The 25,831-nt window shown below is 69.3% G+C and carries 26 protein-coding genes; 13 read left to right on the top strand and 13 right to left on the bottom strand.

Translation table 11 applies throughout. From position 1 onward, the window contains the following. Positions 1-156: 156 nt before the first annotated feature. The 7 genes from DES47_RS09560 to DES47_RS09530 are packed head-to-tail and all read left to right on the top strand — an operon-like array spanning position 157 to position 7,686. The gene (locus DES47_RS09560) at positions 157-732 is read left to right on the top strand and encodes an RNA polymerase sigma factor (protein WP_243748235.1); all 576 of its coding nucleotides are present in this window, start codon (positions 157-159) and stop codon (positions 730-732) included. After that, a complete protein-coding gene (locus tag DES47_RS09555) occupies positions 729-1,697 on the top strand; it encodes a FecR family protein (RefSeq protein ID WP_133700434.1) in 969 nt (322 codons plus the stop codon). The genes DES47_RS09560 and DES47_RS09555 overlap by 4 nt, the downstream gene beginning before the upstream one ends. A gap of 25 nt (positions 1,698-1,722) precedes the next feature. Further along, entirely contained in the window at positions 1,723-2,859 is a 1,137-nt protein-coding gene (locus tag DES47_RS09550; protein ID WP_133700433.1) for an NAD(P)/FAD-dependent oxidoreductase, read from the top strand. Positions 2,860-2,901: 42 nt separating this feature from the next. Continuing rightward, positions 2,902-5,124, top strand: a complete 2,223-nt coding sequence (locus tag DES47_RS09545; RefSeq protein ID WP_133700432.1) for a heavy metal translocating P-type ATPase — start codon at positions 2,902-2,904, stop codon at positions 5,122-5,124. 49 nt (positions 5,125-5,173) lie between these two features. Continuing rightward, positions 5,174-5,914, top strand: coding sequence for a proteasome-type protease (locus tag DES47_RS09540; protein ID WP_133700431.1), 741 nt, complete (start codon positions 5,174-5,176; stop codon positions 5,912-5,914). A gap of 26 nt (positions 5,915-5,940) precedes the next feature. Then, positions 5,941-6,552, top strand: a complete 612-nt coding sequence (locus DES47_RS09535) for an NADPH-dependent FMN reductase (RefSeq protein ID WP_133700430.1) — start codon at positions 5,941-5,943, stop codon at positions 6,550-6,552. 9 nt (positions 6,553-6,561) lie between these two features. Continuing rightward, positions 6,562-7,686, top strand: coding sequence for a DUF2855 family protein (locus DES47_RS09530; RefSeq protein WP_133700429.1), 1,125 nt, complete (start codon positions 6,562-6,564; stop codon positions 7,684-7,686). A gap of 2 nt (positions 7,687-7,688) precedes the next feature. Here the strand turns inward: DES47_RS09530 and DES47_RS09525 are convergent, their stop codons facing one another. Genes DES47_RS09525 through DES47_RS29660 form a run of 3 tightly spaced genes read right to left on the bottom strand, consistent with a single transcriptional unit; the run spans position 7,689 to position 10,015 of the window. Then, the gene (locus DES47_RS09525) at positions 7,689-9,089 is read right to left on the bottom strand and encodes an NAD(P)-binding protein (protein WP_133700428.1); all 1,401 of its coding nucleotides are present in this window, start codon (positions 9,087-9,089) and stop codon (positions 7,689-7,691) included. Between the two features lie 38 nt (positions 9,090-9,127). Beyond that, on the bottom strand, positions 9,128-9,706 hold the full coding sequence (locus DES47_RS09520) for an MFS transporter (protein WP_341800592.1): 579 nt from the start codon (positions 9,704-9,706) through the stop codon (positions 9,128-9,130). Positions 9,707-9,709: 3 nt separating this feature from the next. Next, a complete protein-coding gene (locus tag DES47_RS29660; protein WP_341800591.1) occupies positions 9,710-10,015 on the bottom strand; it encodes an MFS transporter in 306 nt (101 codons plus the stop codon). 146 nt (positions 10,016-10,161) lie between these two features. On the opposite strand from DES47_RS29660, the gene DES47_RS09515 reads away from it, so the two are divergent. The 3 genes from DES47_RS09515 to DES47_RS09505 all read left to right on the top strand — a co-directional run bounded on the left by DES47_RS09515 (position 10,162) and on the right by DES47_RS09505 (position 12,600). Then, the gene (locus DES47_RS09515) at positions 10,162-11,118 is read left to right on the top strand and encodes a LysR family transcriptional regulator (protein ID WP_133700427.1); all 957 of its coding nucleotides are present in this window, start codon (positions 10,162-10,164) and stop codon (positions 11,116-11,118) included. Next, a complete protein-coding gene (locus tag DES47_RS09510) occupies positions 11,115-11,756 on the top strand; it encodes an MBL fold metallo-hydrolase (protein ID WP_133700426.1) in 642 nt (213 codons plus the stop codon). Before DES47_RS09515 ends, DES47_RS09510 begins: the two co-directional genes overlap by 4 nt. Before the next feature lie 142 nt (positions 11,757-11,898). Further along, positions 11,899-12,600 (top strand): helix-turn-helix transcriptional regulator, encoded by a 702-nt coding sequence (locus tag DES47_RS09505; RefSeq protein WP_133700425.1) that lies wholly within the window; start codon positions 11,899-11,901, stop codon positions 12,598-12,600. 80 nt (positions 12,601-12,680) lie between these two features. Here the strand turns inward: DES47_RS09505 and DES47_RS09500 are convergent, their stop codons facing one another. Further along, on the bottom strand, positions 12,681-13,589 hold the full coding sequence (locus DES47_RS09500; protein ID WP_133700424.1) for a M48 family metallopeptidase: 909 nt from the start codon (positions 13,587-13,589) through the stop codon (positions 12,681-12,683). Between the two features lie 52 nt (positions 13,590-13,641). Continuing rightward, positions 13,642-15,240, bottom strand: coding sequence for an AmpG family muropeptide MFS transporter (locus DES47_RS09495; RefSeq protein ID WP_133700423.1), 1,599 nt, complete (start codon positions 15,238-15,240; stop codon positions 13,642-13,644). 61 nt (positions 15,241-15,301) lie between these two features. Between DES47_RS09495 and DES47_RS09490 the strand changes: the two genes are divergently transcribed. Next, entirely contained in the window at positions 15,302-15,829 is a 528-nt protein-coding gene (locus DES47_RS09490) for a flavin reductase family protein (protein ID WP_133700808.1), read from the top strand. On the opposite strand, the gene DES47_RS09485 is transcribed toward DES47_RS09490, so the two are convergent. From DES47_RS09485 to DES47_RS29560, 5 genes are all read right to left on the bottom strand, one after another. Beyond that, positions 15,830-17,914, bottom strand: a complete 2,085-nt coding sequence (locus DES47_RS09485) for a TonB-dependent receptor plug domain-containing protein (protein WP_166651935.1) — start codon at positions 17,912-17,914, stop codon at positions 15,830-15,832. A gap of 43 nt (positions 17,915-17,957) precedes the next feature. Beyond that, positions 17,958-19,682, bottom strand: coding sequence for a sensor histidine kinase (locus tag DES47_RS09480; RefSeq protein ID WP_133700421.1), 1,725 nt, complete (start codon positions 19,680-19,682; stop codon positions 17,958-17,960). Further along, the gene (locus DES47_RS09475; RefSeq protein ID WP_133700420.1) at positions 19,679-20,653 is read right to left on the bottom strand and encodes an ABC transporter substrate binding protein; all 975 of its coding nucleotides are present in this window, start codon (positions 20,651-20,653) and stop codon (positions 19,679-19,681) included. The genes DES47_RS09480 and DES47_RS09475 overlap by 4 nt, the downstream gene beginning before the upstream one ends. Before the next feature lie 118 nt (positions 20,654-20,771). Continuing rightward, positions 20,772-21,191 carry a tautomerase family protein gene (locus DES47_RS09470; RefSeq protein ID WP_133700419.1) on the bottom strand — a complete coding sequence of 140 codons (420 nt, stop codon included), beginning with the start codon at positions 21,189-21,191 and terminating at the stop codon, positions 20,772-20,774. A 27-nt stretch (positions 21,192-21,218) separates the two neighbouring features. Beyond that, positions 21,219-21,344, bottom strand: a complete 126-nt coding sequence (locus DES47_RS29560; RefSeq protein ID WP_279537327.1) for a hypothetical protein — start codon at positions 21,342-21,344, stop codon at positions 21,219-21,221. 98 nt (positions 21,345-21,442) lie between these two features. Here DES47_RS29560 and DES47_RS09465 point away from each other — a divergent pair, with 98 nt between their 5' ends. Both DES47_RS09465 and trxC read left to right on the top strand, forming a co-directional pair. Beyond that, positions 21,443-22,357, top strand: a complete 915-nt coding sequence (locus DES47_RS09465) for a LysR family transcriptional regulator (protein ID WP_166651933.1) — start codon at positions 21,443-21,445, stop codon at positions 22,355-22,357. Between the two features lie 49 nt (positions 22,358-22,406). Beyond that, positions 22,407-22,823, top strand: coding sequence for a thioredoxin TrxC (trxC, locus tag DES47_RS09460; protein ID WP_133700417.1), 417 nt, complete (start codon positions 22,407-22,409; stop codon positions 22,821-22,823). Positions 22,824-22,831: 8 nt separating this feature from the next. Here the strand turns inward: trxC and DES47_RS09455 are convergent, their stop codons facing one another. The 3 genes from DES47_RS09455 to DES47_RS09445 are packed head-to-tail and all read right to left on the bottom strand — an operon-like array spanning position 22,832 to position 25,583. Continuing rightward, positions 22,832-24,277: a hypothetical protein gene (locus tag DES47_RS09455; protein WP_133700416.1), complete on the bottom strand. Its 1,446-nt coding sequence runs from the start codon at positions 24,275-24,277 to the stop codon at positions 22,832-22,834. Further along, positions 24,277-25,185 carry an ABC transporter ATP-binding protein gene (locus DES47_RS09450; protein WP_133700415.1) on the bottom strand — a complete coding sequence of 303 codons (909 nt, stop codon included), beginning with the start codon at positions 25,183-25,185 and terminating at the stop codon, positions 24,277-24,279. The genes DES47_RS09455 and DES47_RS09450 overlap by 1 nt, the downstream gene beginning before the upstream one ends. Continuing rightward, positions 25,182-25,583, bottom strand: a complete 402-nt coding sequence (locus DES47_RS09445) for a GntR family transcriptional regulator (RefSeq protein ID WP_208114944.1) — start codon at positions 25,581-25,583, stop codon at positions 25,182-25,184. The genes DES47_RS09450 and DES47_RS09445 overlap by 4 nt, the downstream gene beginning before the upstream one ends. Between the last annotated feature and the right edge of the window lie 248 nt (positions 25,584-25,831).

Raw genomic sequence — 25,831 nt, 5'->3', positions numbered from 1 at the left:
TTCCGGTACGGTCAGGCCACGATCTGCGGGTAAGTCCCGAGGCCGCAGCGATTTGCAAAAGCACTCGTCGAACACGGATACCGGATTTCCGGCGGCCATTCGTCTATAGAGTTGGCGAAACACCGCCGCGGGCATGTCAAGAACGAAGGAACCGCTTTGACGCAAGATGAGTTGAGCGCCTGGTTTGTGGACGAGGTCCTGCCCCTCGAGCCGGTGCTCGAGCGCTTTTTGCGTCGCAACTGGCGCGATGTGGATGAGATTGCCGACCTGCGCCAGGAGGTCTATGCCCGCGTGTTCGATGGCTGCGCCCACAGTCGGCCGGACTCCGCCCAGGCCTTCGTGCTGTCAACCGCCCGCAATCTGCTGATCGACCGCGCGCGCCGGGCGCAAATCGTCTCGATCGAAACCTATGCCGACATGGATGCCCTCACCCCTACGGTGGACCACCTGAGCCCCGAACGCCACAGCGCCGCGCGCAGCGAGCTGCGGCTGCTGCAGGCGGCGCTGAACCTGCTGCCGCTGCGCTGCCGCGAGGTCATCGAGCTGCGCAAGATCGAGGGCCTTTCGCAGCGCGAGGTGGCCACGCGCATGGGCATCACCGAAGACACGGTCGAGCGCCAGGTCTCCAAGGGGGTGCGCGCCCTGGCGCTGGCACTGCTGCAGACCGGGGCCGGATCGCAAGAGAAAAAGTCCGAGTCCACACCACATCGGGCCGGGAGGGCGCTGTCATGACAGCCAATGATGTGATCGAGAGCCAGGCGGCCGACTGGCTGGCGCGCAGGGACGGTGACCGCTGGACGCCCGAGCAACAGCAGGCGCTGGACGACTGGCTGGCCGCCTCGACCCTGCACCGCGTCGCCTATCTACGCCTGGACAGCGCCTGGCAGCGCGCCGACCGTCTGCGCGCGCTGCAGGCGGCCGAGCGCCCGCAGCCTGTGGTGCCCAGGGTACCCGCCGCCCTGCTCGCCCGCCCCTGGATGCGCCGCTCGCTCGGCGGCCTGGCGCTGGCCCTGATGGCCTGGGTGCTGGTCGGTGACTTCAATCTGGCCAAGCCCGACACCGAGCGCCATGCCACCGCCGTGGGCAAGCGCGAGGCGGTCGCCCTGGCCGACGGCTCGCGGCTGACCCTGAACACCGCCACCCAGGTGCGCACGGCGGTGACGACGCAGGAGCGAAAGGTCTGGCTTGACCAGGGCGAGGCCTTCTTCGACATCGCGCACGATGCCTCGCGGCCCTTTGTCGTCATCGTCGGCACGCAGCGCGTCACCGTGCTGGGCACCAAGTTCTCGCTGCGCCGCGACGGCGAGCGGCTGCAGGTGGCGGTGCTGGAGGGCCGTGTCAAGGTGCAGTCCGACAGCGCCGAGGCCGCTGTATTGACCCGTGACGATGCGGCGGTGGCCGACGCCCGCAATCTGCTGGTGACCAAGAAGACGCCGCAGCAACTGCAGGCCTCGCTGAGCTGGCTGCAGGGCAAGCTGATCTTCGACCAGATCAGCCTGGCCGAGGCCGCCCAGCAGTTCAACCGCTACAGCCACCGGCAGCTGGTCATCGCCGACCCGGCCGCCGCGCAGATCCGCATCGGCGGCAGCTTCGACGCCGGCAATGTCGAAGCCTTCGCCCGGCTGCTGCATGTGGGCTTCGGCCTGGAGGTGCAGCAGCAGGGCGACGAGATCAGAATCTCCAGCCCTGCCTCCTGAAAACTCCTTTCCCCAGAAAACCTCCATGACAGTTGAAAGCGACTTTCTCGTCATCGGCGCCGGCATGGCCGGCGCTTCGGCCGCGGCCCATCTGGCCCTTGAAGGCACGGTGATACTGCTCGAAGCCGAAGACCAACCCGGCTATCACACCACCGGCCGCTCGGCGGCGCTGTTCTCCGAGATGTATGGCAATGACACGATTCGCGGCCTGACCCGGGCCAGCCGCGCCTTCCTGTTCGAGCCGCCGGCCGGCTTTGCCGAGGCGCCGCTGGTCTCGCCGCGGCCCACGATGTACTTTGCCCGCGCCGACCAGATCGCGGCCCTGCACCGCTTCCGCGACAGCCCCGACGTGGCCGCCGCCACCGAGCTGCTGACGGCCGAGCAGGCCCAGGCACTGGCACCGGTGTTCGCACCCGGCTATCTCGCCGCCGCGGCGATCGAGCGCGGCTCGGCCGACATCGATGTGCACGGCCTGCACCAGGGCTTTTTGCGCCAGCTGCGAGCCCGCGGCGGGGCGGTGCAGCTGAAGGCCGGCGTGCAGGCCATGGCGCGACGCGACGGCCGCTGGGTGGTCACAACGCCTGCCGGCGAGTTCAGCGCACCGGTGGTCGTGAATGCCGCGGGTGCCTGGGCCGATCAGATCGCCCTGCTGGCCGGCGCACGGCCGGTGGGCCTGAAGCCGAAGCGCCGCACCGCCCTGCTGATCGAGGTGCCCGAGGGGATGGACGCGCACGCCTGGCCGGCCTCTGTCGACATCGATGAGCAGTTCTACTTCAAGCCCGACGCCGGCCTGCTGCTGCTGTCGCCGGCCGACGAGCATGACAGCCCGCCCTGCGACGCCCAGCCCGAGGAACTGGACGTGGCCGAGGCGGTGGACCGCTTCGAGCAGGCCAGCGGCCGCAGCGTGCGGCGCGTCAAGCACCGCTGGGCGGGCCTGCGCGTGTTTGCCGCCGACCGCACACCGGTGATCGGCTTCGATCCCAAGGTCGACGGCTTCTTCTGGCTGGCCGGTCCCGGCGGCTATGGCATACAGACCGCGCCGGCCCTGGGCCGCGTGACGGCCGCGCTGGCCCTGGGCCGCGAGCTGCCGGCCGACGTGGCGGCCCTGGGCGTGACGACGGCAGCCCTGTCACCCGGGAGACCGGGCTTGACTCTGGAGTGACTACAGGGATTCCAATGGGTGCCAGAAAGGTTGCACCCAACGATGCCCCACGCTTCACACGATCACGATCACGCGCATGACCACTGCTGCCATGGCGCGCCCGTTCCCCCGCCGGCCCCGGTCACGCCAGCGGCAGCCCTGCCCGAAGGTACTCAGTTCAGCCTGCTGCGCATCGCCGCGATGGACTGCCCGACCGAAGAGGCCCTGCTGCGCAAGACCCTGACGCCCATGTCCGGCGTGCTCGCGCTGGACTTCGACCTGATGGCGCGCACCCTGCGCGTCGCCCACGATCTGGCCGACACGACACCGCTGCTCGATGCGGTGGCCCGCGTCGGCATGCAGGCCGAGGTGCTGCAGCCCGGCACCCCCGTGCCCGCGATGGACACCGGCCCCAGCGTGCCGGTCGCGCTGCGCTGGCGCATCGCAGCCGCTGGCCTGCTGGCCGTCTCCAGCGAAGCCATCGCTTACATCAGCGGCAATGAGACCAGTCTGCCGGTGGCCCTGCTGGCCCTCGGTGCGGTGGCCCTGGCCGGTCTGCCGACCCTGCGCAAGGGTTGGATTGCACTGCGCAGTCTGGCGCTGAACATCCATCTGCTGATGAGCCTGGCCGTGCTGGGCGCGCTGGCCCTGGGCCAGTGGCCCGAGGCGGCGATGGTGATCTGGCTGTTCGCCGTAGCCGAGATGCTGGAGGCGCTGAGCCTGGACCGCGCGCGCAACGCGATCCGCAGCCTGGTCGCGCTGGCCCCGGCCCAGGCGATGGTTTTGCAGGCTGACGGCCAGTGGGCGGAGCAGGCCGTGGCCCAGCTGGACATCGGCGCCCGGCTGCGCGTGCGCCCCGGCGAGGCGGTCGCGCTGGATGGCCGGGTCGTCGCGGGCGCCTCCAGCGTCAACGAGGCCAGCATCACCGGCGAGAGCCTGCCGGTGCCCAAGGCGGTGGGCGACGCCGTGCTGGCCGGCACGGTCAATGAGCAGGGTCTGCTGGAAGTGGAAGTCACGGCCACACAGCAGAACAGCCTCTTGGCCCGCATCGCCCAGTCGGTGCAGCAGGCCCAGGGCCAGCGCGCGCCGAGTCAGCGCTTTGTCGATCGCTTCGCCGCCATCTACACGCCGGTGGTGGTGGTGTTTGCCCTGCTGCTGGCCGTGGTGCCGCCGCTGCTGCTGGGCCAGCCGTTCGCCGAATGGGTGTATCGCTCGCTGGTGATGCTGGTCATTGCCTGCCCCTGCGCGCTGGTGATCTCGACCCCGGTCACCGTCGTCAGCGGGCTGGCCGCCGCCGCCAGGCGCGGCATGCTGATCAAGGGCGGACTGTATCTCGAACAGGGCCGGCAGATCAAGACTCTGGCCCTGGACAAGACCGGCACCTTGACCGAGGGCAAGCCGCGGCTGACCGATCTGCTGCGACTGAGCGACGTGGATGTGCTGCACCTGGCTGCCAGCCTCGATGCGCTGTCCAGCCATCCGGTGGCTGCTGCGATCGTCGGCGCGCAGAACGAGCGCGCGCCGCAGCGGGCGTTGGCAGCCGGCATTGACTTCGAAGCCCTGCCCGGCCGCGGCGTGCGCGGCCGCATCGATGGCGAGCTGCTGCAGCTGGGCAATCACCGCCTGCTGGAGGAACTGGGCCTGTGCACGCCGGCCATCGAGCAGCAGCTGCACGGCCTGGAGGCCCAGGGCAAGACCGTCATGATCTTGAGCCGCGAACAACAGGTGCTGGGCCTGCTGGCAGTGGCCGACACGCTGCGTCCGCACAGCCGCGAGGCCATCGTCGCGCTGCACGCCCTCGGCATCAAGACCGTGATGCTCAGCGGCGACAACCAGCGCACGGTCGACGCCGTCGCCGCCCAGCTGGGCCTGGACGACGCCCGTGGCCAGCTGCTGCCCGATGACAAGCTGCAGGCCATCGCCGGATTCTCCGCACAAGGCGTGGTGGCCATGGTCGGTGACGGGGTCAATGATGCGCCGGCCCTGGCCCGCGCCGACATCGGCATCGCCATGGGCGCGGCCGGCAGCGCCACCGCGCTGGAGACGGCAGATGTGGCGCTGATGCAGGACGATCTGCGCAAGCTGCCCGAGTTCATTGCGCTGTCACGCCGCACCGCGGCGGTGCTGCGGCAGAACCTGGTGCTCGCCCTGGGCCTGAAGGCGGTGGTGTTCGTTTTGAGCCTGCTGGGCATGGCGACGCTGTGGATGGCGGTGTTCGCCGATGCCGGCGCCAGCGTGCTGGTGGTGCTGAATGGCCTGCGGCTGTTGCGCCAGGGACGCACCTGAGCGCGGACCATCGGTTACCCTAGCCGGCTGACATTGCCTGCGACCTCCCATGACCTACTGCGTTGCCATGCGGCTTGATGAAGGCCTGCTGTTTGCCTCCGATTCGCGCACCAATGCGGGGGTGGACCATATCGCCACCTTCCGCAAGATGACGGTGTTCGAGCTGCCCGGCGAGCGGCTGATCGTGCTTCTGAACTCGGGCAATCTGGCCACCACACAGAGCGTCATCAGCCTGCTGCGCCAGCGCCTGCATGGCGAGGGCACGCATCTGATGAATGTGCCGACGCTGTATGACGCAGCCGAGCTGGTGGGCCGCACGATCAAGGAGGTGCTGGCCCGCGACGCCGAACCGACCCTGGACCAGGGCGTCGATTTCGGTGGCCACTTCCTCGTTGGCGGCCAGATCCAGGGCGAGCATTGCCGCCTGTTCCACGTCTATGCCGAGGGCAACTTCATCGAGGCCTCGAAGGACACGCCCTATTTCCAGATCGGCGAGTCCAAGTACGGCAAGCCCATCATCGACCGCGTCGTCCAGCACGACACCTCGCTGGCCGAGGCCGCCAAGTGCACGCTGATCTCGTTTGATTCGACGATACGCAGCAATCTGTCGGTGGGCCTGCCGATCGACATCCTGCTCTACCGCGCCGGCAGCTTCGCCGCTGCCCGGCCGCAGCGCATCACCGGCGACGACCCCTATTTCAACAAGCTGCGCCGCGGCTGGGGCGAGGGCCTGCGCAAGGTGTTCGCCAGGCTGCCCGAGGCCAAGTGGTTCGAGCAGGAGCAGAGCTAGCCGCCCCCAGACACCAGGAGCCCACGATGGACGACATCCACATCCTCATCATTCCCGGCAGCCTGCGCAGCGACTCGCTCAATGCGACCCTGGCCGCCTTTGCCTCCCGCCAGGCCCATGTGCTCGGTCTGAAGACCACGCTGATGGACCTGCGGCGGCTCAGGCTGCCGATCTATGACGGCGATCTCGAGGCCTCGACCGGCGTGCCCAAGGAGGCCCTGCAGCTGCAGCAGGCGATTGCCGGCTGCGATGCGGTGCTCGTCGTCACGCCCGAGTACAACGGCTTTCCGACGCCGCTGGTCATCAATGCCTTCGACTGGCTGTCCCGCATCACCGCCACCGAGTCGCAGGCGCCGGGCCTGTCGACCACGGCCAACAAGCCGGTGGCCCTGATGTCGGCCTCGCCCGGGCCGGGCGGCGCGCTGCGCTCGATGAACTTCCTGCGCCAGTATCTGCAGATGGCCTTCCAGATGATTGTGGTGCCGCAGCAGTTCGCGCTGGGCCGCGCCCACGAGGCCTTCGACGAGGCGGGCGAACTGAAGGATGCCCGCTCGGTGCAGTCGGTGAAGACGGTGCTGACGGCGGTTGCTGCGCTGGCGGGTGCCCTGCGGGCGGCCCGGCAGGCCGAACAACACTAGGACAAGCCCATGAGTACCCAGACCTTCGTCGTCCGCAAAGACCGGCTTCAGTCCGCCGAACTGCGCTCCCTGCCCGCCGCGCCGCTGTCAGAAGGCCAGGTGCGTGTGCACATTGACAGCTTCGCGCTGACCTCCAACAACATCACCTACGCCGCCTTCGGCGAGGCGATGAACTACTGGCGCTTCTTTCCGGTCATCGGTGCCGATGGCGCCGCTGACGCCGCCTGGGGCTGCATCCCGGTGTGGGGCTTCGGCACGGTGACCGAATCGCGCCATCCTGACATTGCCGTCGGCGAGCGGCTCTACGGCTACTTCCCGATGGGCTCCAGTGTTGACCTGACCCCCGCCCGTGTCTCGCCGCTGTCCTTCAGCGACAGCGCGCCGCACCGCGCGGAGCTGCATCCGGTCTACAACCAGTACACCCGCTGCGGCGCCGACCCCTTCTACACCGCCGAGTCGGAGGACCTGCAGTCGCTGCTGCGGCCGCTGTTCACCACCTCCTGGCTGATCGACGACTTCCTGGCCGACAACGACTACTTCGGCGCCGCCGGTGATCCAGCCCGCCCTCCGCTGATGCTGCTGTCCAGCGCGTCGAGCAAGACGGCCTATGGCACGGCCTTCCAGATGGCCCGGCGCGGCGGCATCGAGGTCGTCGGCCTGACCTCGTCACGCAATATCGCCTTCTGCGAGAGCCTGGGCTGCTACAGCCGGGTGCTGAGCTATGAGCAGCTCGGCGAGATTGCCGCCGACGCGCCGGCCATCTATGTGGACTTCGCCGGCAACGCGGCCCTGCGCAAGGCGGTGCACGCCCACTGCACGGCCCTGGCCTACAGCAGCTCTATCGGTGGCACACATGTCGCCGAGCTGGGCGGCGGCCGCGACCTGGCCGGCCCGAAGCCGGTGCTGTTCTTCGCACCGGCGCAAATCAAGAAGCGCAGCGGCGAGTGGGGCCCGCAGGTGCTGGGTCAACGGCTGGTGGAGGCCTGGCAGCAATTCCTGGCCACTGTCGGCGACAAGCAGCGGCCCTGGCTGCAGGTGCAGCGGCACCAGGGCGAGGCGGCCGTGGCGGCGGCCTATCGGGACGTCCTGGCCGGCCAGGGCGACCCGCGCATCGGGCACATCCTCTCGCTCTGACCCTAGTTCATCAACCTGGGCATATTGCCCATGGCCGGCATGATGCTGTTGCGCAGCCGGGCCAGAGTCGCCTGCTTGTCGGCCTCCGCATCGGCCCTTGCGACCTCGGCCACCATCGCGGCAAAGGCGTCGAGCCGGGAAGCGCGCATCCATTGGCGCAGGGCCTTGTCCTGCGACCAGTGGTACTGGTTCATCATGCTGACCTGCATGGCGCGCGCATAGCCCGCCAGGTTCTTCGGGAACGGCACCGGCGTGCACATCAGGTTCTTGCTGGCGTCATCCGCCCCGTGCACCTCGACATGGGCGGTCAGCGCCGCGCTCAGCACCACCAACGGGGCGCGCAGCAGCTGGACCACGATGCGCTCGCCCTGGAACACCGGCTCGTTGGGGCGCTGCTGGATGGCCGAAGCCGTGCAATCGACGAACAGCGTGTCCGGGGCAACCGCCACCCGACCCCGCTCCAGCACCATAGCCTCGCGCTCGAGCGCCAGCACGCGACCCTGGCGAATCACCCGCGTGATGCTGCGCAGCAGTTCCACTTCGCCGGTGGACAGGGTGGCATAGTGAAACATCGTCGGCATCTGCGTCGGATCGATGCGCAACATCTGACCCTGGGCCTCAAGCCGAAGAAAGACCTCGTCGATAGTCGTTGCCTCGGCGAAGGCCGCCAGTTTGTCGGCCTCTCCGCCAATGCTGTCACCGAAGAACTCCAGGCCGGGCTGCGTATGCAGACGGTTCTGCACCCAGGCGTCACGCGGCACGACCCATTGGATGGCCTCGGGCCGGGCCCCGTTGCGCAGCAGCCAGACGGCGGCGTCCATGGCGGTCTTGCCGGCGCCGAGAATGCAGAACTGCTGCGGCGTTGACGTGGCCGATCGCTGCCGCCAGAGCTGGGGCAGGGCGTTCGGCGGCACCAGGCGCACGCCGTCGGCGATGCTGAAGTTCGGCCTGTGCGTGGCGGGAATGGCGGGCGACATGAAGGTGGCATCGACCGTCTTCCTGCGCACGGTCACTTCGGTCTGCGCCCCGGACAGCAGGTTGACGATGCGCCCATCCCCCAGGTATTCGCTCATCGGATGAAAACTGACCCGGCCGCTGGGCAGGAAGCGCCGCCGCATCACCTGGTCGAAATAGGCGCTGACCTCGGGGCCGCTGGCCAGCTCGTACATGCCAGCGTTGGGGCCGTGGTCGTCCTTGCGGCGGCTGCCCAGCTCGGTCGAGTTGACGCCGTAATAGGCCGAGGGCTGGTGCAGGCCGACGAAGGCATAGGCATCGTTCCAGTGCCCGCCGGGCGCCGCGCGGCGGTCCACCAGCGTGATGTGTGCGTCGCTCTCGTCGAGCAGGGTGTCGGCAAAGGCCATGCCGACCGCGCCGCTGCCGATGATCAGATAGTCAGTCTCCATCGCCGCCTGCCTCCTGCCTTGCGCCGAGTGTACGGCGGCTAGGCTGTCTGGCGGCCTCGAGCCAGCAGCAGCGCCGCCGCCACCGCAACCGTGACCCGCAGGCCCAGGGCGATGGCCGCGGGCTCACCGGCACCCGAGGCGAAGGCGAACACCGCGCCCATCACCGAGGCGCCGCCGATCAGGCCCAGATTGCGCGCCAGATTGAGCAGGCCGGAGATGACGCCCCGCCGGTCCGGCGACACATCGGTCATCACCGCGGTGTTGTTGGCCGCCTGGAACAGCGCGTAGTGGGCGGTGATGATGACGATGTGCAACATGAATCCGGCCAGACCAGCGGCGGCCGGCATCACGCCGAGCGCGACGCAGCCCAGCAGCATGCCGGCCAGGGCGACGACCACCATGCCGGGCGCGCCGAAGCGATCGACCAGGCGGCCGGCGGGAACACCGGCGAAGGCGGCCACCAGCGGCCCCGCCGACATCACGAGACCCACCTTGGCCATGCCCAGGCCCAGGCCGCGGGCCAGATAGAAGGGACCAACCACCAGCGTCGCCATCAACACCGTGGAGACCAGCACACTCATCGCCAGGCCGGCCGTCAGCCGCCGATCGCGCAACAACGGTCAGTCGGGCCGCGGCCGCGGCGCGCTCTTGGGCACCGCCGACATCGAGCCCAGCAGGCCCATCGCGCTGCCGGCACGGGCCTTGGGCACCGCCTCGCCGACAAAAGCCATCGTCAAGGCCAGCATCAGCGCCGCGCCCAGCCCCTGCAGCCCGCGGGCGGCGACCAGCCAGCCCAGGCTCGGCGCGAGACCGCACAGACCCGAGGCCAGGGTGAACAGGGCCAGGCCGGGCAGCACCCAGACCAAGGCCGGCCCGCCCTTTTCCTTCACCACATCCGCCGGCACATCCTTGCTCGCTGCATTCATCGCGTCACCTCTGTTCTGACCATGGGCCCGAACGGGACCAGCTGCACCAGACGATAGGCCGCCGTCTGATATAGCGAAAGACGCAGCATTTGCATTCCATCAGTGCATCAAACGCCATACCATCGAAGGTAGAAAGGGCGAACCCCATGAGCCGACCCGACCTCAATCTGCTGTTCACGCTGGACGCGCTGCTCGCCGAAGGCAGCGTGGCGGGCGCCGCCCGCCGGCTGCGGCTCAGCCCCTCGGCGATGAGCCGGGCCTTGGCACGGCTGCGCGAGGCGACCGGCGATCCGCTGCTCGTGCGGGCCGGGCGCGGCCTGGTGCCCTCACCGAGGGCGCTGGAGCTGCGCGAAGGGGTCAGCCAGCTCGTTCACGAGGCGCAAGCCGCGCTGCGCCCGGCCACGGCGCTCAAGCTGGGGCAGTTGGAGAGGACCTTCACGCTGCGCACCAGCGAAGGCTTCGTCGAGAACTTCGGCGCCCGGCTGCTGGCCCGTGTTGCTGCCGAGGCGCCGGGCGTGCGTCTGCGCTTCCTGCCCAAGCCCGACAAGGACATGACGCCACTGCGCGATGGCGGAGTCGATCTGGAAACCGGTGTGGTGGGCAAGACGGCCGGCCCGGAGCTGCGTGCACAGGCGCTGTTCCGCGACCGCCTGGTGGGCGTCGTCAGAGCAGGCCATCCCCTGACCGAGGGCGACATCATCCCCACCCGCTATGCCGCAGCGCAGCACATCCAGGTGTCGCGGCGAGGCCTGGACAGGGGCCCTGTCGACGAGGCGCTGGCAGCGCTCGGGCTGCCACGACGGATTGCCGTCACCGTGGGCGGCTTCTCGGCCGCGCTGGCGCTGGCCCGTGCCTCCGATCTGGTCGCCAGCGTGCCGGAGCGACATACCGGCGATCTGCGCGCCGGCCTGCACAGCTTCGCCCTGCCGCTGCCCCTGGCGCCGATCACGGTAGCCTTGCTCTGGCATCCGCGCATGGATGGCGATGCGGCGCATCGCTGGCTGCGAGCTTGCGTTCGCGAGGCCTGCGCCGAGGAAGTTCGTTACATTGGCGGCCAGTTCGACATGCCGCCTCCCGCCCCCAACCCTGCCCCCAAGCCATGAGCCTGCGCTACCACACCGTCCCCGTCACCGCCTTCCAGCAAAACTGTTCCGTCGTCTGGTGCGATGAGACGCTGGAGGCGGCGGTGATCGACCCCGGCGGCGACCTGCCGCGCATCCTGCAGGCCGTCAAGGAACGAGGCCTGACGCTCAAGCAGATCCTGCTCACCCATGCGCATATCGATCATGCCGGCGGCACCAGCACCTTGGCGCGCGAGCTGGGCCTGCCCATCATCGGTCCGCAGGAGGCCGATCAGTTCTGGATCACCGGCCTGCCGCAGCAGAGCCAGATGTTCGGCTTTCCGCCGGCCGAGACCTTCACGCCGACGCGCTGGCTGCACGACGGCGACAGCGTGAGCGTGGGCCATTGCACGCTGCAGGTGCGCCACTGCCCCGGTCACACGCCGGGCCATGTGGTCTTCCACGCCGTCGAGGCCAAGCGCTGCTTCGTCGGCGATGTGCTGTTTGCCGGCGGCATCGGCCGCACCGATTTCCCGCAGGGCGACTTCGACACCCTGATCGCCAGCATCACCCGACGGCTGTGGCCGATGGGCGACGACACCGTCTTCATCCCCGGCCACGGCCCGGAGAGCACGTTCGGTGCCGAGCGGCGCAGCAATCCCTTCGTCGGCGGCACCTGAGGCGCCTCGGCCGCTTGCCTGGAAAGGTGAATTTCGCACAAACGGCGCGGCGCATATTCACCGCCTCGCGCGGACCCGGACTCCTAGTCTTGCTCTTGTAGCGCGAACATTCCCGCGCTCGGCACTTCACAGGAGCAGCACCATGTTCGACACGCTGGAAAAGCCCCAGACCGCCCGGCAGTCAGTCTCGGCCGAGACCGAGACCGAAGGGCGTTCCTACCGCGGCCCCGAGCGCCGTGCCGCCAACGGTCTGCGCAACGAGCCTTGGCTGACCCTGATGCTGGACGAGATCGACTACGGCATGCTGGTGCTCAGCCCCGACGGCCACCTGCTGCATGCCAACCACACGGCCCGCGCCGAGATGGACGCTCACCACCCGCTGCAGCTGCAGGGCACCGAGCTGCGCGCCCGCCACAGTTCAGACGTGGCTCCGCTGCGCGAGGCCATGCAGGGTGCCGCCGAGCGCAAGCTGCGCCGCCTGCTGACCCTGGGACCGGCCTCGCACGGCCTCAGCGTGGCGGTGGTGCCACTGGCCGCTCCGGGCGGGGATGCGGTGACGATACTGATGGTGTTCGGCAAGCAGCGCGTCTGCCAGGAACTGTCCACCCACTGGTTCGCCCGCCAGCATGGCCTGACCCCCACCGAGACCCAGGTGCTGCAGGGCCTGTGTCGCGGACGGCTACCCGGCGAGGTGGCGCAGGAGCACAGCGTGGCCCTGTCCACGGTGCGCTCCCAGATCAGCAGCATCCGCGCCAAGACCGGCGCATTGAATATCCGCGATCTGGTGCAGAAGGTGGCCTCGCTGCCACCGCTGGTCAGCGCGCTTCGGGTGGCAATGCACTGAGGCGCGCGCTTTCCAGCCGGTTGGGGTCAGAGCGTGGGGCTGCGCTGCGCGCAGGTCCCAAGGTCTGACCCGCAAGGCCCCTAGGCTGCCACCTCAAACCGCTGCGCCGGCTTGGCCGCCCGCTCGAACAGCGGCTGCACCTTGGCCAGATTGGCCTCGATGTCGCGGATGCGGGTCGGGCCGGCCGGATGGGTGGACAGCCATTGCGGCGGCGCGCCCTTGGACTGGGCGCCCATCTTCTGCCACAGGGTCACGCCGGCGCCGGGGTCGTAGCCGGCGCGGGCGGCCAGCTCCATGCCGACCAGATCGGCCTCGGACTCATCCTCGCGGCTGAAGGTCAGGGTCAGCAACTGACCGCCCATATTCAGCAGCGCATCGCCGGTATTGCCCAGGCCCAGCAGGCTGGACAGCACATTGGCGCCGATGCGCGTGGCCGCCGTCTTGCCCATGCGCTCGCGCGCGTGCTCGCGTAGCGCGTGAGCCACCTCGTGGCCCATGATCATCGCCACCTCGTCGTCGCTGAGCTTCAGCTGGGCCAGGATGCCGTAGTAGAAGGCGATCTTGCCGCCAGGCATGCAGAAGGCATTGAGCTGCTTGTCGCCGAGCAGATTGACCTCCCAGCGCCATTGCTTGGCCCGCTCGTTCCAGGGCATGGCGACCGGGATGATGCGCTTGGCGATCTCGCGCAGGCGCACCAGCTGCGGATGCTTGTCCGGCGCCAGGCCGCGCTGCTGGGCCGCCTGCTGCATCATCTGCCGGTACTGCTGCGCCGCGGCCTGCTCCACCTGCTCGGCCGGCACCAGCTTGGCGAACTTGGAGGTGCCGCCGACCTCGACGCCCTCCCGGGCCAGTGCCGGCATGGCGGCAGTAGCCCCGCCGGCCAGCAGCAGGCCGGTGAACAGCCGGCGCGAATGCAGGGCGCAGCTGCAACTGGGCACATGGGGCAATTCAAGATTGCCGTGAGGATTGAAGTCGGGTGTCGGGTGCATGGGGCGTCAGAGCAAAGTGAGGGCGGCCGGTTCCCTATTTTGGGCCAGCCTATCAATCATCAAGCGCGGCGCCTAGAGGCACCTCCAGCGCGCGCACGCTGTCACGCAGCAGCCACAGCATCACCAGGGCGGGCAGGGCGACGACGGTGGAGGTGATGAAGAAGCTGGGCCAGCCTATCGACTCGGCCAGCACCCCGGCCAGCGGCCCGACCCAGACCCGGCCCACCGAGGCGAAGGCCGACAGCAGCGCGTACTGGGTGGCGGTGAAGCGCTGGTTGCACAGGCTCATCAGCAGGGCCACAAAGGCCGCCGTGCCCATGCCGCCCGAGATGTTCTCGGCCGCAATCACCATCAGCAGGCCACCATCGACCGGTGTGGTCTGCGCCAGCTTGACGAAGCCCCAGTCGAAGGCCGGCACGGTCAAGCCCCCCATCGCCCCCTGGCCATGCACGGCCAGCCACCAGAAGCCGAGATTGCTGAGCATCTGCAGCAGGCCGAACAGCAGCAGCGAGCGCCACAACCCCAGGCGCATCATCAGCAGGCCACCCAGCAGTGCACCACCTATCGTCAGCCACAGGCCGATGACCTTGTTGACGACACCGATCTCGGCCGTGCCATAGGCCATGGACTTGATCAGGAACGGCGTCATCAGCGAGCCGGCAAAGGCGTCGCCAAGCTTGTACAGCACGATCAGCGCCAGGAACGCGCCCGCGCCTGGCATGGAGAAATAGCTGCGCAGCCCGCCCAGCAGCGTCTCGAAGCGTGCCCGGCGCGCCGCCCAGGCGGCCAGCGGCAGGGTCAAGCCTATGCCCAGCATCAGCGCCAGCAGCTCCACCCAGCGGCCCTGCAGAGCGGCCGGCAGGCTGCTCTGCTGCAGCAGCGGGCCCAGCAGCGCCTGGGCAATGCTCAGACCGAACAGGTCACTGAGCTTGTAGCCCACCACCACGGCCGCCAATACGGCCATAAAACCGAGGATGTCGTTGCGCGCCACGCTGCTGGGCGCGGGTACGGTCCTGAGCCTGGGCAGGCACAGCGCCGAGACCACGGCCGCGCCAGCCATCAGCGCGGCCATCAGGCGATAGACCTCGGGCCAGGTCCAGCCACCGCCCTGGGTCGGGTCGACCCAGATGAAGGCCACGCCACCGGAAACGATCATCGCCAGCCGGTAGCCGAGCACATTCAGCGACGAACCAATGCCCCGCTCCTGCGGGGCCAGCAGGTCGGTGCGATAGGCGTCGATGACGACATCCTGCGAGGCCGAGATGAAGGCCACCAGCACCGCCAGCAGCGCAAAGGCCCGGGTCGCCTGCGAGGGCGAGGTGGCGGCCAGCAGCAGCAGCGCACCGGCCATCAGGAGCTGGGTCAGCACCAGCCAGCCTCGCCGCCGGCCCAGCCAGGGCAGGTCGAAGCGGTCCATCAACGGTGCCCACAGGAACTTGAAGGTATAGGGCAGGCCGACCAGGCTCAGAAAGCCTATCGTCGCCACATCAATGCCCTCGACGCTGAGCCAGGCCTGCATCGCCTGCCCCGTCAGCGCCAGCGGCAGGCCGGAGGCAAAACCCAGCACGATGACGACGGCCAGCCGGTGCAGCGCGGCCAGACGCTGGGTGAGGGACAGGGGCACAGGGGCAGACACAGGGGGCTGGAGCATGGCGCGATTCTAGGAGTACCCCGTGAAAACAGGGCTTGACCAAAACACCGACAATGCCGGCATGACTGCGCCCGGATCAGCCCCTCCCCTCCCCAACGACGCCGCGGCCGCCTTCAGCACCGGCGACTTCCGCGCCGCCCTGGGCATGTTCGCCACCGGCGTGACCATCGTCACCGCGCGCGGGGCCGACGGCAGCCTGGTCGGCCTGACCGCCAACTCCTTCAACTCGGTCTCGCTGACGCCCCCGCTGGTGCTGTGGAGCCTGGCCCAGCGTGCCGGTTCGATGCCGGTGTTCAGCCGCGGCTCGCACTATGCGATCAACATCCTGGCCGCCGACCAGAAGGACCTGGCCCAGCGCTTTGCGATGCGCGACATCGACCGCTTCGCAGGCGTGGCCTGGCGCGAGGGTGCCGGTGGCGCGCCGGTACTGGAGGGCGCGGCGGCGGTGTTCGAATGCGCCAACCGCAGCCAGTACCAGGAAGGCGACCATGTGATCTTTGTCGGCGAGGTCGAGCGCTGCAGCTGGGCCGCCAATGCCTTGCCGCTGATCTTTCACGGCGGGCGCTACTACACGGAACTGCCGCTCTAGCTAGAACCGGTAGCTCGCCTCGACGCTGAACGTGCGCGGCGCCATCGGCAGATCATTCGGAATGCGCCCCGGCGCGAGGCTGGGCTCGCGGATGTCGGTGTCCAGTGCATTGTGAACCTGGGCGGCCAGGGTCCAGCCAGTGCCGGGCAGGGCCAGACGCAGGCTGAGGTCCAGGGCCGTGTAGTCGGCCACCGGCGGGCGGGCATCGCCGGCAGGCCGGGCGCGGCCGGCAACATGATTGACCTGGGCACCGAGCCGCCAGGCGCTGCTCAGGCGCCAGTCGGCCAGCAGATAGCCATGGTGGTGCGGCGCATAGCCGGCATCGACGCCGGTGGCCTCGTCGCGGGAGCGCTGGTAGCTGTAGCTGGCCTGCAGACGCAGCGCATTGACCGGCTCCCAGCTGCCGCTGAGCTCGAAGCCCTTGCCGCGCTGATCGCCGGTGTTGTTGTAGGTGGTGCCAGTGCCGGCCAGGGCATTCGGCGTGGCGCGGATGATGTCATCCATCTTGTAGCCGAACACCGACAGCGCCAGCTGCGCCGCTCGGTTGGGCTGCCAGATCAGCACCGCCTCGGTGGTGCGCTGGGTCTCGGGCCGGATGTCGGGGTTGCCGCGCGACACCGGGTTGTTGATGCTGTATTGCTCGTTGAAGGTCGGCGCGCGGAAGGCCCGGCCATGCAGGAACTTGAGGCTGAGGTTGTAAGCCGCCTCCCAGACCAGGGCGACGCGCGGGTTGACGGTGCTGCCGAAGTCCGAGAAGCGGTCGGCGCGCAGGCCCAGGGTCAGCGCCCAGTCGGGCGAGATCTGCCAGTCGTCCTGCACATAGGCATAGGCGACGCGGCGGCGCTGCGGCCGCATGAAGGGGTCGGTGCCGGTGTGGTCGGTGATCTCGGGCTCTGGAACCGGCAGGCCATTCGGCGCAAAGCCGAAGTTCTTAAGCTCGCGGGTGCGGTAGAGATCCAGGTCCTCCAGCCCCAGGCCGATGCGCAGCTGGTGGCCCTTCAAGCCGGTGTAGCTTAGATGGCCATGCCAGCGCCATTGCCGTTCCCAGGTCTCCGGGGCGCCGAACATGCCGTTCGGGAACACCCCGGTCGGGAAGCGCACGCCGGCTGGATAGATCTGCAGCGGACGAGGAAAGGTCACCGCATAGTGCATCGCGCTGAGCGTGAAGCCCGCACCAAGCTCTGGCGCCAGCTGGGCCTCGCTCCACGACAGGTCGCTGACCAGGCGCGCGGTACGGTACAGGCCGGTCGGGTCCAGCGCCTGTGACACCCCTGCCGCCGCGCCCAGCTCGCGCTGCTTGTAGTTGAAGCGCAGGCGCCAGCTGGCCAGCGCCAGATCCAGATTCGCGTCAACGCTTTCATTGGCCTGATTCATGCGGCCGGGGGCCAGGCTGGCGGCCGTGCCGAAGGTGCGGTCGTTGAAGCTCTGGGCGTCAGATTCGATGCGCGAGCCCGGGCCGTCGCTGCTGTAGCGGCGCAGGAAGGCCGCCAGCTGCACCGGGCCCCAGCTGCCTCCATGCTGGACCCAGGCCTCGCGGCTGCCAAACGAGCCCAGGCGCAGGCCGGCCTCGGTGCCGGCAATGTCTTGCGCGTTCTTGGTGATGATGTTGACCACGCCCGCATAGGCGTCGGCACCGTACAGGGCCGAGCCCGGGCTCAGCATGACCTCGATGCGGGCGATGTGCTGCACCGGCAGTCCACCCCAGCCATTGCCGCGGTTGCCGACGAACAGGGTCGTCATCGGCACGCCGTTCTGCAGCACCAGGGTCTGCGGGTTGTAGGCGCTGTAGATGCCGCGCACCAGATACAGCGTCGGGTAGCTGCCGCTGCTGCGGCCGACATGCAGGCCGGGCACGCGCTCCAGCACCTCGTCGAGGTCGTGGGCACCCATGGCCAGGATGTCCTGCGCGGTAATCACTGTCGCCACCGCCGGGGCACGCAGCAGGGTCTGCGCGGTGCCGCTGGCAATGCTCAGCGTGGCCTGGTCGCCATAGACCTCGGCCAGCTCCTGCTCTTCGCTGCCCTGTGCCGCCGCGACGGCACGCCACGCCAGGCCCACCACGGCGATACATCTCAGACCTTGCATGGCCTGCTTCCTCCGCAACGGTCGCTGCCCGGGGCTCATCTTGCTACGCACCGGGAGGACTGTCCAGCGCCGTAGCGTTCGCGGCGTACGGCCCCGTCTGCGGTGCCTGCGGCGCCTGCCGCGGCAGGCTGATCAGCACGCGCGTGCCCGCCCCCGGCTCGCTCTCCACCTGCACCCGCCCCCCCAGCAGCCCGGTCACCAGGCTGTGCACGATCTGCATGCCCAGGCCCGATCCACCCTGGCCCAGCTTGGTGGTGAAGAAGGCCTCGAACACACGCAGGCGCACCGACTCCGTCATACCCTCGCCGTCATCGCTGCAGATGACCTGCACACGGTCATCGCCCAGCGCGTGGCACTGCACCGTCACCCGCCCCTGGTCGCGGCCGGCGAAGCCATGCAGCAGGGCGTTCTGCACCACATTGCTGATGACCTGGCCCAGCGGGCCGGGATAGCTGTCCATCCGCAGGCCGGGCTCCAACTCGACCGCCAGCTCGTAGGGTGAATGACGGAACATCGGCTGCAGCGTGGCCAGCAACTCGCCAATGACCTCGTGCGCCAGAAAGCCGCGTCGCATATCGGTGGTCTGGTCCAGCGCCAACTGCTTGAAGTCGCGGATGATCTCGGCGGCACGCCGCACATTGCTCATCACCAGGGTGTTGCCTTCGATGGTCTTGCTCAGCATGCGGTCGAACTCGGACTTGCGCAGCTGCCCGGCATGCATGGCCTCGGACAGCTGGGTCTGCTCGGCCTGCATCGTCGAGGCCGCCATCAACGCATTGCCCAGCGGCGTGTTCAGCTCATGGGCCACGCCGGCCACCAGCCTGCCCAGCGAGGCCAGCTTTTCGGCCTCGATCAACTGCCGCTGGGTGTCACGCAGGGTGTCCAGCGCCTGCTGCAACTCGCGGTTGGCGCTGCTCAGCGAGCGGGTGCGCTCCTCGACCCGCTCCTCCAGGGTCAGCGCATGGCGGGCCAGCTCCGCGTTCTTCTGCTGCAGCTCCTGCTCGCGCAGCTCCAGGCCGTGCATCATGCCGTTGAAGACCTGGGCCATATTGGCGATGTCGCGCGGCCCCTCGACCTGGGCACGCAGCCCCAGCCGCCCCTCGCCGGCATGGGCCATCACCGCGGCCAGCTCGCCCAGCGGCCGGGTCAGGCGGCGCGCGAGCTGCCGCAAGGCCCACAGCAGCAGGGCCGAGAGCGCCAGGCCGACGCCGAAGTTGATCGCCACCAGCCGGCCGACCAGTTGCACCAGCGCGGCCTTGCCCTGGGTCACGCGGACAAAGCCCAGCAGCTCGGCCTGCGCCGCCGGTGCCTCGAACGGCGAGGCCTCGCCGGGCTGCATGCGCACCGGCGCAACAAAGGTCCAGGCCGCACCGGTCTCTGCCTCCAGGTAGGGCTCCAGCGCGCCCGCCATCGGCGGCATGGCCGCCGCCGGTGCCGCTGCGCCACGTGCCAGCAGGGCCCGGCCGTCGGCGCGCAGCAGCTCCACCCGCAGCACATCGGGGAAGGACAGTGCCCGCTCAATCGGCTCGCGGGCATTGTCGGCCCCCTCCGTCAGCAGGGCGAGCTGGCTTTGCTGGGCCAGGCTGGTGGCCAGGTTCAGGCCCTGACGCACCAGGGTCTCGCGGACCTGCAGGCTGCCCTGCCAGGATGACAGCACCGCCGACACCGCGGCCACCCCGAGCACGCCGCCGGCCACCGCCAGGGTCAGCTGGCGTCGAAAGGTTGCGCCTCGCAGGCGGGCGCTCCAGCGCGCCAGCAATCGACTCATCGTTCGGGCAGCAGCAGCTCGAAGGCCTGCTGCAATCGAGGGCTCAGGTCCAGGCCCAGATGGCTGGCGGTACGGGTGTTCAGCGCCGCATGCACGTCACGCAGCGGCAGGGCGCTGCGTGGCCCGGCATTGCCCGCCAGGCGTGCCAGTGCCGAACCACCCAGGCTGCGGCCCAGCTCGAGATTGTTGGGGTAGAGCGCGAATAGCGCGCCCCGCCGCACATGGCCAAGGTTGCTGGAAAACAGCGGCACGCCGTGGTTCCAGGATTCCTGCAGCACCAGCGGCAACACCGTCGACTCATCGACCGACAGGGGGTCTTGCGGCAGCCACAGCGCATGCTGCGGCGAGGCCTGGGCAAAGAACTCCTGGTAGTGGCGCAGCGCGGCCTTCAGGTCGCCAACCTCCTGGGCCTGCAGTTCGAGGCCCAGCTGGCGCGCGGCGTCCTGGGCGAAGCGCATCAGCCAGGCGCTGTGGCGCGCCGAATAGGCCACGCTGACCCGTTTGACGCCTGGGAGCAGGCCCTTCAGACGCTGCATCAGCAGCAGCGGATCGGGCGCCAGGCTGTGCACGGTGGCGTCGCGCGCCTCGGCCTCGCTGGGGCTGATCACGCCGCCGGCAACGACCTCGATGCGGCGGTCCAGCACACTTGCCAGGCGCAGTCCGGCGCGGCCCAGGGCGATCACCAGCTTGGGTTCGCGCCGCTGCATGTCCGCCGCCAGGCCCGCCATATCGGCCTCGGCCGGCACCGCGACCCTAAGGACGCGGGCCTGCAAGCGATCGTCTATGCCTTCGAGAATCTTGGCGAAGATGGCGCGGAAGGGCTCGCCGATCTCGGGGTACAGCACGGCCAGCGATTCGGCGCGCACGCCCTGCGCCCGCGCGCCAAGCCAGGGGCCGCCGCCCGCACACAGCGCCACTGCCAGGCGCTGCAGGCAGGCACGCCGGCCCTCGCCCGTCGCTGATCCTTGCAATGCTGCTGTGTCCACAAGCCTTCCATGAGCCCCGGCTCCGCACCGGGTGACCGGCGGCGCCGGTAGCGCGGCCAGAGGGCAAGTCTAACGGGGCCGGCGGACACTCGCAGCATCAAACTCAGGCGGCGGCTACCGCCTCGGCCGCGGCCTGCAGGCGTCGGGCCAGCTGAGAACGCCCGCCATAGCCCCAGGCCGCGGCCGGCAACTGCTGAACCACCGCGTAACTGGCCGGATGCAGCGCGCCGAGCTGATCGCCCAGCAGCAGATGCACGGCCTGCAGCCAAGCCGCGATCTGCGCCTCGGTATTGGTGTCGGCCGTGACCTGCACCTCGAGGTGATAGCTGGCCAGCGCCTGCTCGGCCAGCGAGCGCCGGGCAACGAACCAATCCGGCGCCGGCACGCGGGCAAGGCGCACGGCGGTGAGGTCCGGGTCCTTGGCCAGATGCCGGGCCGTCAACTCGGTCAACGCATGGGCCAGGAGGGTGTGATCGGGCTCCCGCCCGGGGGCGGGGCTGAGGCTGAGGTGCAGATGGGGCATGAGGCTCTCCGTTCAGATCAGGTCAATTCAGTAGTAGCGCTGGCGCAGTTCAACCGTCCGCCAGCGCGCCTCGCTGCGGGCGATCCAGGCGCTGAACCAGCGGTCCAGCAAGGGACCGAGCCAGATGGGGGTGGGGACAGGGGGCAGTTTCATGGCGCACTCCGGTGAGGTGATTCGGTGCGACCATGGTATGTTTGCAAATTCGCACCAACAACTGCGCAAACTGCACTCTGAGTTTGCAAATTTGCACAATGACAGCGATCACCACCTCAGGCCTGCCCGACTGGGACGACTTGCGTTACGCCCTGGCCATCGCCGAGCAGGGCTCCTTGAATGCCGCGGCCCAGGCCCTGGGCGTGCGCCACACCACGGTGCTGCGGCGCCTGAACGCGCTGGAGCAGGACCTCGGCACGCGTCTGTTCGAGCGCCTGCGCCAGGGCTATCAGCCGACCGAGGCCGGCGCGCTGCTGGCGCAGCAGGCGCGCGAGATGCAGCACGCGATTGGCGAAATGCAGCGCCGCATCATCGGTCGCGACCTGGAGCTGCAGGGCGTGCTGCGCCTGACCACCGCCTTCGTCGCCACCCTGCACCTGCTGCCCGAGGCGCTGGCCGCCTTCCGGCGCAGCCACCCCGGCATCATGGTCGAGGTCAGCGAGAACTCGGCCCTGGTCGATATGTCGCGCCGCGACGCCGATGTCGCCCTGCGCATGAGCCGCCTGGTGCCCGAGCATCTGGTCGGGCGCAACCTCGGCGAGCTGCGCATGCGTGTCTATGCCCGGCGCGGTTCGGCCACCCTGCCGCAGCGCCTCACGCCGCTGTCCGAGCTCTGCGGCGGCCATCCCTGGATAGGCTTCGACAGCGAGCGCCGCACCCGCTTCTTCGACCGCTGGATGCTGGACCATGTGCCACCCGAGCAGGTGGTGATGCGGCTGGACCTGCTGCACCCGGCCGTGGCCATGGCCCGCACGGGTCTGGCCCTGGCCCTGCTGCCCACGGTGATAGAGGCCAGCGAACCCGAGCTGGTGGCGGTGTCCGAGGTGCTGCCCGATGTCAGCACGCCGGTCTGGCTGCTCACACACCCGGACCTGCGCCACACCGGCCGGGTGCGCGCCTTCATGCAGGAGGTGGGCGCGGCGCTGGAGCAGCGGCTCAAGGCCGCGCCTTGAAAAGCGCGCCAGCCGCCCAAGATGCGAGACTGAGCACCAAGGAACCCCGATGCTGATCACCTGCCCCCACTGCCAAGCCAAGAACCGCGTGCCCGACGAGCGCACGCAGCAGGATCCGGTCTGCGGGCGCTGCGGTCTCGAACTGCTGGACGGCAAGCCAATCACGCTGAGCGACGCCAGCTTCGACGCCGTCGTCAAGGGCAGCGAGCTGCCGGTGCTGGTGGACTTCTGGGCCCCCTGGTGCGGCCCCTGCCGGCAGATGGCGCCACAGTTCGAGCAGGCCGCCGCCCAGCTCAAGGGTCAGGCCTTGCTGGTCAAGGTCAACAGCGACGAGAACCCGCGCCTGGCGCAGCGTTTTGCCATTCGCAGCATCCCGACCCTGGTGAAGATACGCCAGGGTCTGGAGGTGCAGCGCGTCTCGGGCGTGCTGCCGGCGGCGCAGATCGTGGGGCTGGCTCGCGCTTGATGCCTTGATCAGCGGCCGATGTTGCGCCCGGCCGGCAAGGCCTGAGGCCAGGTCTGCAGACGCAGCCAGCGCCAGCGCAACAGGCCCAGCCAGACCGGCAGCGCCAGCGGCAGAGCCAGCCAGCGGCCCCAGGCCAGCGCGTCCAGCACCACCGCCAGGCTGATGGCCAGCGCCATGCCGCCGCCGACCAACGCCACGTACCAGAGCTCGCGCGGCAGGCCGCGCCGCGACCAGTCCGCCCACAAGGAGACCGACAGCAGCAGACCCACGGCCACCATCAGCGCCCCATTCTCCAGCGCCGCAGTGCCGAGCAGCAGCTGCAGCAGGCCCAGCACCACCGCCAGCGCGCCAACGGCATGCCACATCTGGCGCCGCGCCAGCGCCCGGTTCAGTGCCGAGCCGCGCGGCATGCCCGGCAGCAACATCAGCAGAGCCTGCTCGCGACGCGACTGGTAGAGCGCGGCCGGCAGACCGATCAGCGGGCTGAAGCAGGCACTCATCACACCGATAGTCAGGCCGACGCCGCCCCGGCGTACGACATGTTCCCAGGTCACCGGCGTCCAGATCAGCACCCCGACCAGCAGCAGAACCACCAGCGCCATCACCAGCAGCACGCCGCCGAGGTGGGCGCTCCAGTGCGAACTGCCGTACAGCGCCAGCTCCGCGCGCGCGAGCACGCTGCGCGGCTGCGGGCGGGCACGGGCCAGCAGGAAGCCACGCCACAGACCGTACAGCCAGTTGAAGGCACCGCCCACCCCGCCCGCGCCCGGTGTTTCGGCGACGCTCCAGCGGGTCGAGCCGATCTTGCGGCGCCACTCGGCCGCACGGGCCTGGGCACGCCGATGCGCGGTGCCGCCGGACAGCACGACACGGCTCAGCAGCCAGGGCAGAAACAGCAGTGCGCAGGCGGCGAGACTCAGCGGCTGCTCGACATACCAGCGGCGCATGGCACCGCCAAGCAGACCCCAGACCATGCCGTCAGACCACCACCATGCCGTGGACGGCACGATCCACAGCCACCACCAGATCTCGGGCCAGCGCACGCTGACGCCGATCAGCAGCAGGCAGACCCCGGCCCCCAGCGCCCAGGCCAGCGGCTCGCCCAGCGCCGCAGCGGCCAGCAAGCCGCAGGCCGGTGCCAGCACCAGCATCAGCACCGCAGCACAGGCACGCAGATGCTGCAGATGGCCGGGCACCAGACGCGCCGCATGGGGATGGTTCTGCCGCACCAGATTGATCAGCAGCGCCAGGCCCAGCAGCTGCAGATAGACCACCGCGATCAGCAGCCCCAGCTGAGTGGCGACATGACTGCCCTTGAAATAGGCCAGCAGGGCCACCGGCACCAGCCAGCCGGCGGCCAACAGCAGCGACCAGACGCGGCGCCAGGAGGTGCCGGCCGACCACCAGGGGCCCAGCAGGATCTGCGCCTGGGGCAGCGCCGCCAGCGCGCGCATCAGCTGAGCTCCATGAACAGGTCTTCCAGGTTCAGCGCCCGCAGCCGCGCATCGGCCGGCGCGCCCTGCGTGAAGCGCAGCAGCCATTGCTCCTGCCCCGGGGCCAAGGCTCCTCGACGCAGCAGCTGCGCACCATGAACCGCCTGCAGTGACTGCAGTTCGACCGGACTGCCCACAGCGATGCGAACCTGGTCCAGCAGCTCCTCCAGCGGCGCCTGGCAGGCGATGCGACCCTCCTTCAGGAAGGCGACATTGAAGGCCACCCGCTCCAGATCGGACAGGATGTGGGTGGAGAACACCACCGTCGTGCCGCGGTCGAGCACGCGCTCGACCAGCTCGCGCAGGAAGTCGCGCCGTCCCGCGGGGTCGAGGCTTGCCACCGGCTCGTCCAGCACCAGCAGATCGGGCTCATGGGCCAGCGCGCGGATGATGGACAGGCGCTGCTGCTGGCCGCCCGAGAGCTTGGCGATGAGCCGGTCGCGCGGCACCTCCCAGCGCGACATCAGGCCCTCCACCTTGGCCTCGTTCCAGCGCGGATAGAAGCTGCGAAAGTAGGCCAGCAACTGGCCGGCGGTGAAGCCCTCGAACAGATCTGACTGCTGTGGCACATAGCCGATGCGGGACCGCAGGCCATCGTCCAGCCCGGCGACCGATTGACCGAACAGCTTGACCTCGCCGGCATCGGGCTCGCGTAGGCCCAGCAGGCTCTCCAGCAAGCTGGTCTTGCCGGCCCCGTTGCGGCCCAGCAGGCCTATCACCTGGCCCGGCTGCAGGGCCCAGTCCAGGCCCTGGAGCACGGACTGGCCGCCATAGCTCAGACAAAGGCCTCTGAGCTGCACCGAGGCCGCCGGTGCGCCGGCTTGCAGGGCCAGGCCACCGTCGGCGGCGATTGACAAGCTTGTGTTCATGACTGCGGCTCCTCCGCCTGAAGAATCTCTTTGAACAGGGCCAGGGCCTGCGCCGTGGACAGCTCCAGCTGGCGTGCTTCCTGGGCGGCGCGCTCAAGGCTGGGCCGCAGCAGCTCGGCCCGGTCCAGCGGCGCCTGGGCCCGCCGATGCTGGGCGGCCACACGCATGGCCAGGCCGCGACGGCGCTCCAGCAGGCCCTCGGCCTCCAGCAGGCCATAGGCCTTGGAAATCGTCATCGGGTGCACGACCAGGCCCTGGGCCAGCTCGCGCACCGAAGGAATCTCGTCGCCGGCCTTAAGCTGCCCGCTGGCCACCAGCCGCCGCACCAGCTCCACCAACTGGCGGTAGATCGGTTCGGTGGAGCCGGTGTTGATGTGGAAGAGGTCCAGGGCAGGCACGGGTGACGGGGGTTACGTTGGTGTACCAATACAGTAGTACACCTAGGTGCCACCTGTCAACAGGTGCGCAGTCGCGGGGGGGCTCTTTTCGGTCGGTGTCGAAAACCATTCAACTCTGAACTTTGTTCACTCAAGTCTGAACTTTTGGAGGCGATCCTGACGGCGCGCGCGACGCGCCCGAAATGTCATGTGCCGAGGGGTGAGCCGCTGGCCTTGCTTAATGCAAGGCCAGCGTACTCGGTGTGTGC

Source organism: Roseateles toxinivorans (genome assembly GCF_004362525.1).
Taxonomy (GTDB): Bacteria; Pseudomonadota; Gammaproteobacteria; order Burkholderiales; family Burkholderiaceae_C; genus Paucibacter; species Paucibacter toxinivorans.
The sequence above is the reverse complement of the archived record's forward strand: the minus strand, read 5'-3'. Positions and strand labels throughout refer to the sequence as shown.